The 11,562-nt window shown below is 27.8% G+C and carries 8 protein-coding genes and 1 pseudogene; 4 read left to right on the forward strand and 5 right to left on the reverse strand.

The window, feature by feature from the left end; all coding sequences use genetic code 11:
- The 5 genes and pseudogenes from H2277_RS08105 to ftnA form a co-directional block, all read right to left on the reverse strand.
- Positions 1-1,407, reverse strand: a pseudogene (locus tag H2277_RS08105) (hypothetical protein); the annotation flags it as partial.
- A 350-nt stretch (positions 1,408-1,757) separates the two neighbouring features.
- Positions 1,758-2,924: a GDSL-type esterase/lipase family protein gene (locus H2277_RS08110; RefSeq protein WP_337201824.1), complete on the reverse strand. Its 1,167-nt coding sequence runs from the start codon at positions 2,922-2,924 to the stop codon at positions 1,758-1,760.
- The gene (locus H2277_RS08115) at positions 2,911-3,900 is read right to left on the reverse strand and encodes a DUF459 domain-containing protein (protein WP_337201826.1); all 990 of its coding nucleotides are present in this window, start codon (positions 3,898-3,900) and stop codon (positions 2,911-2,913) included. Before H2277_RS08115 ends, H2277_RS08110 begins: the two co-directional genes overlap by 14 nt.
- Complete coding sequence (locus tag H2277_RS08120) at positions 3,900-5,276, reverse strand: MBOAT family O-acyltransferase (RefSeq protein WP_337201827.1); 1,377 nt, start codon at positions 5,274-5,276, stop codon at positions 3,900-3,902. Before H2277_RS08120 ends, H2277_RS08115 begins: the two co-directional genes overlap by 1 nt.
- Before the next feature lie 24 nt (positions 5,277-5,300).
- The gene (gene ftnA, locus H2277_RS08125) at positions 5,301-5,798 is read right to left on the reverse strand and encodes a non-heme ferritin (protein WP_337201828.1); all 498 of its coding nucleotides are present in this window, start codon (positions 5,796-5,798) and stop codon (positions 5,301-5,303) included.
- 173 nt (positions 5,799-5,971) lie between these two features.
- On the opposite strand from ftnA, the gene H2277_RS08130 reads away from it, so the two are divergent.
- The 4 genes from H2277_RS08130 to hypF all read left to right on the forward strand — a co-directional run.
- Positions 5,972-7,288 (forward strand): MATE family efflux transporter, encoded by a 1,317-nt coding sequence (locus H2277_RS08130; protein ID WP_337201829.1) that lies wholly within the window; start codon positions 5,972-5,974, stop codon positions 7,286-7,288.
- Positions 7,264-7,917 (forward strand): SprT-like domain-containing protein, encoded by a 654-nt coding sequence (locus H2277_RS08135; RefSeq protein WP_337201830.1) that lies wholly within the window; start codon positions 7,264-7,266, stop codon positions 7,915-7,917. The genes H2277_RS08130 and H2277_RS08135 overlap by 25 nt, the downstream gene beginning before the upstream one ends.
- 44 nt (positions 7,918-7,961) lie before the next feature.
- A complete protein-coding gene (locus H2277_RS08140) occupies positions 7,962-9,482 on the forward strand; it encodes a hypothetical protein (RefSeq protein ID WP_337201831.1) in 1,521 nt (506 codons plus the stop codon).
- A partial coding sequence (gene hypF / locus H2277_RS08145; RefSeq protein WP_337201832.1) for a carbamoyltransferase HypF occupies positions 9,463-11,562 on the forward strand: 2,100 nt, incomplete at its 3' end. The genes H2277_RS08140 and hypF, both read left to right, overlap by 20 nt.

The following is an 11,562-nucleotide window of genomic DNA, read 5'->3' on the forward strand; positions in this document are numbered from 1 at the left end:
TTGTTTGACTTCAATACCTTTGGCTTTGATGCCTCTATCACTTCCATCTATATGGATACCATCTTGGCCTGCTTTAATAACGCTACCTTCTTCTAGATTGATTTGACCGAGGTTAATTTCCTTACCATGTTGATCAACGGTAAAGAAGCTGATACCATATAAACCAGCTTCTATAGTTCCTTTATTGTTTAAAGTTTCTATTTTATTACCTGCTTCGATTAAAATACCACTAGCATTATCGGCTTTAATTGTTCCAGAGTTGGTAAAGTTTTTAATAGTAGTTACATCACCTGTTAAATTTGTAATATCTACTGCCGCTCCAAGTTTATGCTCAGATGTTGACTCGATTAATCCTGTATTCTCAAATTTATCAATAGTAGAAGCTGTTACAGTAAGACCATTTTTACCTAAAATAGTTCCTGTATTCTCAAAAGTTTTAATATGGGCTCTTTGTAGACGCATTCCAGATGATGTATAAGTTGTAGAATTATCCGTTGGTTCGTTATTTCCATAACTTATGATAATTCCTTTATTAGTAAATTTATCTATAGTGCTACCATCACTAATATTTATACCATAAGTGCTATTTGATTTTATAGTTCCACTATTTTCAAAAGTTGTTATAGTAGTGTTTTTTGTAAATACGCTTTCACCAGTACTTGAATTTATAATTCCGCTATTATTAAAGTTTGTTATGGTTGATTTTTTACTTTCGCTACCTGAAACAGTTATACCAAATCTAGAGATCCCATTACCTATAGTTCCACTATTTTTAAATGTACTTATAGTAACACCACTGCTAATATTTATTCCCTGCTGTTGGCTTGAACTTATAGTTCCACTATTAGTAAAATTATTTATAGTGGTATTTTTTATAAAAATACTTTCGCCAGTATTTGAACTTATAGCTCCACTATTGTTAAAGTTTGTTATAGTTGAGTTAGTGTTATCATCTTTTGCCCAGATTACCACACCAAATTTAGAAGTTCCATTTCCTATGACTCCACTATTTTCAAAAGTAGTAATGGTGGCACCATTACCATTACTATCACCTATAACAATACTACCTTTATTACTTCCTCCTATTACTGTTCCTTGGTTTTTAAAAGTTTGAATGGAAGAATCTTTTTGAAAGTCAATAGCGATATTATTGCTTACATTAACAGAACCACTGTTTGTAATGGTTAAAGACGTATTGCCTGTTCCACTTACAGTGATTTTTCCTGTTTGGGTATCACTAACTGTTCCGCAAGTTCCACTACACCCAGCACCACTTATTTGAGCATTAGCACAAGTTGCTAAAACAGAAACTGCTGCTAAAGAAAATAAAAATTTTTTAGAAAGAGATTTAGAATTTAAATTTTCTTTTGAATTTAAAAAACGGTTTAAAGAATTGAAATTTTCCAAATTCCCCCCTCCAGCTGTTGATTAGATAAATTTTTATTTTTCATAAAATCCTTTCTTTAGATTAAAAATCATTTCTAAATTTCTATATTTAAGAAATAATTTATATTATTAAAAAGCAATGTAATCATTGCAACTTGATTTAATTTTAGAAAGGTTAAAGCTAAAATTATAGGGATTGTTTGCTAGCTTTAACCTCTGGTTTAAAAGATGTTCTATGTTTTATTTTTAAAAATAATTAAAATTATAATTAAAAATAATTGTAATTATAATAAAATATAACTAAAATTATCAAATTAAAATTTTTTATTATTATTGATAAATAAATTTTATTATTTTTTAGAAAAGTGTTTTTAGTAGCGGATGTATTTTTTAAGATCTTCTAGCATTTTTTTAGCCATCAGTTCATAACCTTTTATGGTTAAATGAACGTCTTTTAAAGAGAGTTTTTGTTCGATCCATTTGTTTTTACCTCCCGTATCTTTCATGAATTTATACATATCAAAAATGAGAGTTTTTTCTTCTTTTGCAACTTCATAAAGTGCTTCTCTTATAGTGAAGAAATTGGGCGCTAATTCATAAGTTTGATTTTTTTTATAGATTACATTAGGTGGTGATACTAGCATAATGATTGCATTTTTATTGTAGTTTTTAAGCGTTTTAATCCAATGTTTGAGATTATTTTTAAATGTTTGTTTTTCAAAACCTTGAAAAAGTGCGTCATTTGATCCATAAGCAAGTATGATAAGATCGTTATTTAAAAGTTTTAATTCATTTTTGACTACTAAAGGATTCCAAGAGAGCCAAATATCGCTTTTAGCGCCATTGATAGCGATGGTATCTAAGAAATTATTATTGTTTTTATTAGTTATGAAATATCCACCAAGCTTGGCATTTTTTTGTAAGGCTGTAATTTCCAAAGGAAAAGCTAATTCAAGTTTTTTATATGACCATTTGTTATTTTTAAAAGAGCGTAAGTGGAATTTTTTACCCTGTGCGTCTTTAATACTAAAGGCATTGCTATTATGTTCAGCTTTAAATAAAAAACCTACTTCAAATTTCTTTTTATTTAAGGTTGTGTCAATATTAATTTTTGCATTTTTTTCTTTAGCCTTTGCTATGATGCCGCCTAAAGGGAAATTGAGTTTTGCATTTTTGGGATTTTTAGAATTTAAAATTTCAAAATTCTTATAAGAGTATTTAAGGTTTAAATTTTGCTGATATTTAGGCTGAAGGGCGTGAGCAAATCCTATGGAATTTGATTTTATAAGGTATCCTCTAAGCACTCTTGGAAGAAAATCAGCTGCGATGTGAGAGTCACCAAAAATTCTAATGCCCACATTGTTTTCACTTTTTAGTTTTTTTTCAAATCTTTTTAGATCTTTCTTAGAAACATAGCTTGTTAAGGCAGAGTGATTTTTACTTTGTATGAGAATTTTATCTATAAGATCATTGGTGGATCCAAATAAATTGGTAAATAAAAATAAAAATAAAAATAATTTTATTTTATTTACTAACATTTTGATCCTTGATAATTAAGTGTTTTAATAAAAGTTCAGACATAATTTTAGCACCATTTGTAGTAAAATGAACCCCATCATCGGTTCTTACTTTTATTGTTTTATTGTTTTCATTTTTAATGTAGGTAGAATATCGATCATTAATACTAAATGATGCTTTCGTATCGATAAAAATTTCTTTATTTTTAAGCACTTCTTGGCGGTAAATTTCATTTAAAATTTGAATTTTATCATTAAGACTATCTTTTTTTACAGGTGGGACTTCAAACCATAAAATTTTAACCTTATATTTTTGAGCTATTTGCATGATCTCATCTACTCTAGTTTTGTAAATTTCTTTCCAAGCTTGGGAGCCAAAATGAAGATAATTTTTACCTTTTCTAATATCCCAAGGATCATTTGGACCCAACAGCACGACAAGATATTTGATATTTGAATTAGTTAAAAATGCATTTTCTATGGTTTTTGCCCAATTGAAATAAGATTTGTAAGAAAGCCCTGTATTTTGTTTGCTTAAATCTTCTGTTTTTATACCTAAATTTCTTAAATTTTTATTAAGATTTATCGCAACTCCTTGCATTAAAGAATCACCCATAAATAAAAATTCTTTATTTGGATCGATTATTAATTTTGTATTATCGGTTAAAATAGTTGTGTTTTGTTCTTTAAAAGTGCTTATATTTTGCTCTTGTTGGGATGGTTCTTTTATTTCTGGATTGGTGTTAAGATTTGTATCTTTTTCTTTTATAACTTGATAACTAGCATGGGTAATTTTAGGGGTATTTTCTGTGCTTAAAACGGTATGAATTTGCTCCAGTTTTATTTTTAATTTGTTACCTTCTTTTAAAATTGTATTTTGTGGATAAAAGTTAAAGTGATATCTTTGTTCTATATATGAACTGATACTTTGATTCATAACAATGATAACTAAGATAAATACTGTTATTAAAATAAATAAAAATTTAGCAACTTTCATTAAAAACTCGAATAAATAAAATTAGGAATACCATCAGGCATAAATGTAAAAACCAACAATAAAATAAAAGCAATAATAAAAGGTTTTAGTAAAAAAGGCGTTAAATCTAAAATTTTTATACAATAAGCCCTAAAATTGATAAATAAAGGATAGATAAGAAAAATAACAGCAAAACTTGTAAAAATATAAATATCTTGATAGCTTGGTATATGTGAAAAATTATCATAGCATGCTTTAAAATATTCTATAGCGTCCTCTAAGCTTTTATTATAATAAAAGAAAATCCAAGTAAAACATACAAACTGAAAGGTTAAAAATCTTCCAAGTGTTGGAATTTTTTGCAAATTGATTTTTGTTAAAGCAAGCATGTGTAAAAAAGCAACACCTATGCCGTGCAATAAACCCCAAATTAAAAATGCTAAAGTATTGCCATGCCATATTCCAGAAAGTATGAAAGCAACAAGAAGATTTAAAATAGTTCTTATCTTGCCTTTTCTATTGCCACCTAAGGGGATGTAAATATAATCTCTTATGAAAGTTGAAAGGCTTATGTGCCATCTTGACCAAAATTCTTTAAGGTTTTTAGATAAATAAGGCATATCAAAATTTGGAGGAAGTTTAAAACCTAGCATGAGAGCAAAAGCACAAACTAAATCAATATATCCGCTAAAGTCACAATAAATTTGTATAGCATAAGCATAAATAGCGCTTAAAAGTTGTATGAAGTTATAAGATTGTGGAAAATCAAGAATGCGTTCAGCGTAATTTCCTAGATAATTAGCTATAAGCACTTTTTTTACGATTCCAAAAATCAATAAAGTAATGATTAAATTTTCATTTTTAAATTCTCTTTTGCGATGGCTTTGCTCAAAGAAAAAAGAACTCCGCATAATTGGGCCTGAAAGTAAGGTAGGAAAAAAAGATAAAAATAGGGCTAAATTTAAAAAGCTTTCCAAGCGGCGTTTTTTATAAACTTCTAAAAGATAGGTGATTGAAGTAAAGGTATAAAAGCTAATTCCCATAGGAAATAAAACATCCAAATCAATAAAATCAAGACTAAAAAATTCCATCATAGAGTCAAAGCTTGCTTTAAGACTTGAAAAATATTTGAAAAAGCATAAATTTAAAATAACAAAAGTGATGCAAGTTATAAAAACATAGCGTTTTTTTCGGATAAAAATCAGCAAGGAAAAATAATGTATAAAAAAAGTATATACAAATAAAATTAAAGCAAAATAGGGGTTGATTAAAAAATAAACCAGATAAGAAAAAATTAAAATTAAAATATTTTGTGTTTTATAATTGTCATGAAATAACCAATAGATGGCAAAAAATGCCATCATTAAAATGCTAAATTCCAAAGAAAAATAAGTCATATTAAGTTCGGTTTTTGCTAAAAACTATTTTTGAAGAGCAATACTTTTAATATATTGATCAGCTAAATACAAGCCATTGCCACTTTCTCCGATGAGTTTAATTTTATCCACTATGCCACGGAAAAGCGCTTCTTCTTCGTGCTGTTCGCTTACATACCATTGCAAGAAATTAAAAGTAGAATAGTCTTTATTGGCAAGCATATGTTCTACTAGCTCATTGATTGATTTTGTAATGCTTTGTTCATGGGCGTATGTTTTTTCAAAAACATCAAGCAAAGAGCTGAAATTTTGTTCAGGTTGTTTTACTTCTTTAAGCTCAACGTGAGAATCGGTTTCATTAAGATAAGTGATGAGTTTTTTTGCATGTTCGCTTTCTTCGCTAGCATGAGCAAATAAAAACGCTCCCGCACCATCAAAACTATTTTCATAGCACCAAGAACTCATACTCAAATACAAATTAGCCGCATACATTTCTTTATTGACTTGCTCATTAAGCAATCTTACCACTTCTTTTGAAAGCATCAAATCTCCTTATTTATATATTTTTTTAAATATATCTAAATTTAGTAAAAATTTGGTAAAAAATAAACTAATAAATTTATTTTAAACGAAAATTTTATATTTTTAATAAAAAACAATTTTAAAAATTTAAGAAATGTTTTGATAAAATTTTTAGTTTTTCAAGGTGCGATTCTATGGCAAAAAAAAGACTTTCTTTATCAAGACTTAGCGTCCCTATTTTTTGGGATTTATTTTTTAGATTTTTAAGTATTATTGCTAATACTGCTATGGTGTCTCATTATTCCAATGATTTAGTTGGAGCTATGGGGGCTGGTAATGAGATTATCGATTTATTTATCACTGTTTTTAGTTTTTTAAGTGTGGGATGTAGTGTTGTTGTTGCTCAAGCGATTGGGGCAAAAGATACCATACTAGCTAGAAAAGTCATCCATCAAAGTTTGTTTTTAAATTTGCTTGTTGGTGTGGTTTGTGGGAGTTTTATTTTATGGCAAAGCGAACTTTTACTCAATCTTTTAAATATACCTAAAGAATTACTCAAAGACAGTCAAATTTATCTTGATATGCTTGCCATTTGCCTTGTTTTTGATGCGGTTGGCTTGATACTTTCAGCGATTATTAGGGTTTATAATATAGCTTATTGGGTTATGATGGTGGGTATTATGATGAATTTAATTATCGTCGTTGGAAATTTTTACGTGCTTTATTTTACAGAGTTGGAACTTTTTGGAGTGGGGATTAGTAATATTACAGCAAGGATTATTGCTGTAATAGCCATGTTTTTAATCGTAATTTATAAGCTTAAAATTCATTTAAAAATAAAAGAAATGCTTAGCTTTGAAAAAGAGGTGCTAAAAAAAGTTTTTAGTATAGGAGGTTTTTCTGCGGGAGAAAATCTCATTTGGATCAGTCAATATATCATTAGTTTTAGTTTTGTTGCTAGTCTTGGAAAAGAAAATCTTAGCGTCCAAACGATTTATTTTCAATTATCTTTATTGATTATGATGGTGGGAATTGCCATGAGTGTTGCCAATGAAATCATCGTAGGAAAGTTAGTCGGTGCAAGATATGAAAATATAGCTTATAAGCATACTTGGAAGGCGCTTTATTTTAGTGTTATGGTCACGATTATAGTGGTTTTGTGCCATTATTTTTTAAAAGATGTTACTATGAATCTTTTAGATTTAGAAGAAGAACTTAAAAAAATTATACTTCCTTTATTTGCTCTTTCTATTTTTCTTGAAATTTCAAGAACTTTTAATATAGTAATGGTTAATGCTTTAAGGGCGAGTGGAGATGCTAGATTCCCATTTTTTAGCGGTATGGTATTTATGTTAGGGGTTTCTTTGCCTGTGGGATATGTACTTTGTTTTCATTGCAATCTTGGAATTTTAGGAATTTGGATAGGTTATTGTGCGGATGAATCTTTAAGAGGGCTTGTTAATGCCTATAGATGGAAGAGTAAAAAATGGCAAGGAAAAGCTCTAGTATAAAGGAATTTTCTTGGAATGATTGGATATTTTTTTATCAAAAAAAATCCATTAAAAATGTATATTTAAGGCTAAATGAAAAAGGAGAATTTCATTTAAGCTTGCCTTATTATTGTACCTTAGAAGATATTGAAAAATTTTTAACCAAGCATGAGGATTGGATTAAAAAAACGTGGCTTAATTTTAAAAATAAGGCTAGTGAAGCGGACCAAGTTTATTTTTTAGGCAAAAAATATCGATTAGTTTTAAAAGAAAATCTTTCAAAAACAAAAATTTTAAAAAATGAAATTCATACTCCTTCTAGAATAGAATTCGAGTCATTTTTAAAGAAAAATTCAAAAATTATTTTTCTTTTTTATCTTAAAAAATGGACTAAAAAAACTAAGCTTAATTATACACATTTAAGCATCAAGAAAATGAAAACACGTTGGGGTTCTTGCAATCATAAAAAAGGCTATATTAATTTAAATTTAAAGCTTTTAGAAAAAAACTTAAAAGCCATAGAATACGTTATCTTACACGAAATAACTCATTTGAAATATCCTAACCATAGTCAAGATTTTTATAATTTTTTGGCATTTTATATGGAGGATTTTAGAGAAAGAGAAAAAGAATTTAAACTTTATAAATAAGATTGATTTTTTTGTTATAATTTTTTATATTTGAAGGATTGAAATTGATTTTAGAATTTGAATTTGAATATTTTGGAAATAATGATTATTTTGCTTATCTTTTAAATTTTTATGCTAAGGACTATAAATATAGTTTAAATCAAAAAGAAAATAAAATTTTATTACAAATTAAGGGTGATGAAAATGAATTATCTGCTTTTTGCGAGAATCTAAAAGGCATAAGCAATAGTGTTTTTTTGAAAAAATTTGATGTAAGATCAGCTGAAAAATTAAATGATCATAAACAAGATTTTAAACATTGTGAAAAGTTTTCTTATCTTACTCATTTAAATTCTCATGCTTATGCAGAAAAAAAAGAACTCTTAAATAATGAATGGGGTGTGTTTTGTGAGAATGAAATTTCGTTGGATGGATTTTATTTTGAAAAAATAGATCAAGTTAATTTTAATACATTTTTACAAAAAGCCTTTGAAAAATTAGTCAATAAAGAAGAAATTTATCTAAAAAATCATAAAGGAAATTATAAAATCAGTCTTTTTGATGAGAAATTTGAATGCGATTTTTTAATACCTTGTGATATAAAATCTATACAGACGATTTTTGTTTGTTCGCAAGAAAATTTAAAACTTCTTGCGAGCTTAGAAAAGCCTTTAATTAAATTAAGATTAAATGCTATATTTAGAAAAAAATATAATTTAAATTTCAATGAATTTAAACTAATGTTAGCGCAAGATCTCTTTACGTTTGCTTTATGTTGCGAGCTTTATAAGCAAGATTTTTCTTTTTTAAGTGTTGTAAAAACTGAAGAAAAAAAGCAAGATTTTGAAGTGATGAATTGCGATGAAAAAGTTGTGATTTTGCAAGGCTTAGAATTTATAAACCATAAAGTAAGAGAGCTTATTTTGTCCAAAGAAAATAAAAATATGGCAAGAATTTCTTATATACTAAGCAACTTTAAGCAAGAAGTTTTTCTTTTGGAATTGAGTAAAGAATATGAAGATATTTTGCTTGTCAATAAGGAATTAAATTTATTAAAACTTGATTTGCCTAAAAGTTTTAAAAAGCTTTATGAAGAAATTGAAAAAGATGAGATCGGAGCTAAGCTTTTATCTAATTTTTCAAAAGAATTTCCGCTTTTAGATGAAGATTTTGCTTTAAAAAATAATTTTTATTCTTTATTTTGCATTTTGGGTAGAATTTTAAATTTAGATGAAGAATTTTATAAAGCTGGAGAAAAACTTTTAAAAATAGCCGATGAAACTAAAATGCCTCGAGGGGTTAAGATAGATTATCGTTTAAAAGAAGATAAAAGCTTTGATTATACAAGAACTTTACGATCTGCTATGAGTTTTATGCTTGCTGGAGTTGATAGCACTAATATCGCTTATGGGGCTGTAGAGAGTTTGAGTTATTTTTTACGCGATATATATGATGAATTAAGATCAAAAAATCAAGCTAAAATAGCTGTAGTCAGCGGATCTTTGTTTGAGCATAAGTCTTTACTTAAAAATACTTTAAAACATTTAAAAGATTGTAAATTAAGCGATGCGCCACTTAGGATTTAAAATCAAAATTTCAGGCTTGGTTCAAGGTGTAGGATTTCGCCCTTTTGTGTATGAATTAGCCTTAAAACTTCAACTTTTAGGAGAAGTTAAAAATGATGGTTTTGGAGTGGAAATTTTACTTTATTGTTCTCATAAAAAATGTCTTGAATTTATAGAGCAGTTAAAAAGCAATCCTCCACCTCTTGCAAGAATAGACAAAATCGAACTTTTAGAATGTGATTTAAAAGCTTATAATGATTTTTGCATTACCCCTTCAAAACAAAGTTTAAAAACAACTCCTATGTTGAGTGATTTTGCACTTTGCAAAGAATGCAAAAATGAATTTTATGATCCAAATAACAAGCGTTTTCATTATCCTTTTATCACTTGTACGCATTGTGGGCCTCGTTTTAGCATCATAAAAAATTTACCTTATGATAGAGTTAATACTACAATGGATAAATTTAAAATGTGCGATTTTTGCAAGAAAGAATATAAAAATCCTTCCAATCGTCGTTTTCATGCCCAACCTATCAGTTGTTTTGAATGTAAAATTTCAGTGCATTTAAAAAATAGACAAGGTGAAATTTTATTTACAGATGAAAATGCTTTTATAGAATGTGCAAAACTTTTAAAACAAGGAAATATCCTTGCTATTAAAGGAATGGGCGGTTTTCATTTGATGTGCGATGCCTTTAATGAAAAAGCCTTAAAAGAACTAAGAATAAGAAAAAATCGCCCTAAAAAGCCCTTTGCTTTAATGTGCAAGGACATTAAAGATATCAAGGAACTTGCATTTTTAAATAATGGAGAAGAAAGATTGATCAGTGGATCATTAGCGCCTATTGTAATATTAAAAGCGAAAAAAAACTTTGCTTTGATTGCACCTGATATTGATAAATTAGGTATTATGCTTGCTTACACTCCTTTGCATCTTTTGATTTTTGAGTATTTTAAAGGCATTCTTGTAGCCACAAGTGCAAATTTAAGTAGCGAAAGTATTATTAAAGATGAGGATAATTTAAGATCTAAACTCGGTAAAGTTTTTGATTATTATTTGGATTATGATAGAGAAATTTTTAACTCAAGTGATGATAGCATTGCTCAATTAATCAGCAATCAAGTTATGTTTTTACGTACTTCAAGAGGCTTAAATCCCTACTATATAGAAACAAATTTAAAATCCGATCAAACTTATCTAGCTTTAGGTTCAGAGCTTAAAAACCAATTTGTGATTTTTTATCAAAATAAAATTTTAATCTCTCCTTATATAGGAGATTTAAAAAGTGTCGATGTCTATGAAAGATTTTCAAAACTTTTGGATTTTTTTAAAAAAAGTTATGATTTGAAATTTGATGCCGTACTTTGCGATAAGCACCCACATTTTTTGTATGCAAAAGATTTTAAACAAACCTTTAAAATTCAGCATCATTATGCGCATTTTTGTGCAGCTTATTTTGAATATCAAGAAAAATTTGTCAAAGATGAAAAGGCTTTAGGGTTTGTTTGGGATGGAACAGGTTATGGCGATGATGGTAGTATTTGGGGCGGGGAAGTTTTTGTAGCTAATTTAAAAGAGTATGAAAGAATTGCTCATTTTGATGATTTTAAATTAATCAATGCGGATATAAAAAATATATATAATTTAGCTTTAAGTGTGATTTGGCATTACAATTTAGAAGATCTAGCTCAAGATTTTTTAGCTAAAATTCCAAAAGTCAAGCTTGAAAATCTTAAAAAAATTTATGCAAATTCTACCCTTAAAACCAGTTCTTTAGGACGCATTATCGATGCTTTTGGCGCTATGGTTTTTGATTTGGATCAAAGTTCTTATGAAGCACAAATTGGTCTTATGTGTGAAAGTTTTTATCAAAAAGATTTGAAATTTTCTTATAAACTTTATATTGATAATGGAAAAATTAATTTTAAAGAATTGATTTTAGGGGCTTTAAGGGATGAAAAAAGCAAAGCCATTACAGGTATGTTTAATGGTTTAGCTGATTTTATTATAAGCTATAGTCAAAATTATGATTTTAAAATATTACTTAGCGGCGGGGTTTTTCAAAATAAAACTTTACTTGAAATTCTAAAAGCTAAAAAA

This window comes from Campylobacter sp. W0014 (genome assembly GCF_020135975.1).
GTDB lineage: Bacteria > Campylobacterota > Campylobacteria > Campylobacterales > Campylobacteraceae > Campylobacter_D.

Bases quoted from the DNA above. Each gene is read 5' to 3' on its own strand.
- H2277_RS08130 (WP_337201829.1), top strand. From the start codon at position 5,972: ATGGCAAAAAAAAGACTTTCTTTATCAAGACTTAGCGTCCCTATTTTT.
- H2277_RS08120 (WP_337201827.1), bottom strand. From the start codon at position 5,276: ATGACTTATTTTTCTTTGGAATTTAGCATTTTAATGATGGCATTTTTT.
- H2277_RS08135 (WP_337201830.1), top strand. From the start codon at position 7,264: ATGGCAAGGAAAAGCTCTAGTATAAAGGAATTTTCTTGGAATGATTGG.
- ftnA (WP_337201828.1), bottom strand. From the start codon at position 5,798: ATGCTTTCAAAAGAAGTGGTAAGATTGCTTAATGAGCAAGTCAATAAA.
- H2277_RS08115 (WP_337201826.1), bottom strand. From the start codon at position 3,900: ATGAAAGTTGCTAAATTTTTATTTATTTTAATAACAGTATTTATCTTA.
- H2277_RS08110 (WP_337201824.1), bottom strand. From the start codon at position 2,924: ATGTTAGTAAATAAAATAAAATTATTTTTATTTTTATTTTTATTTACC.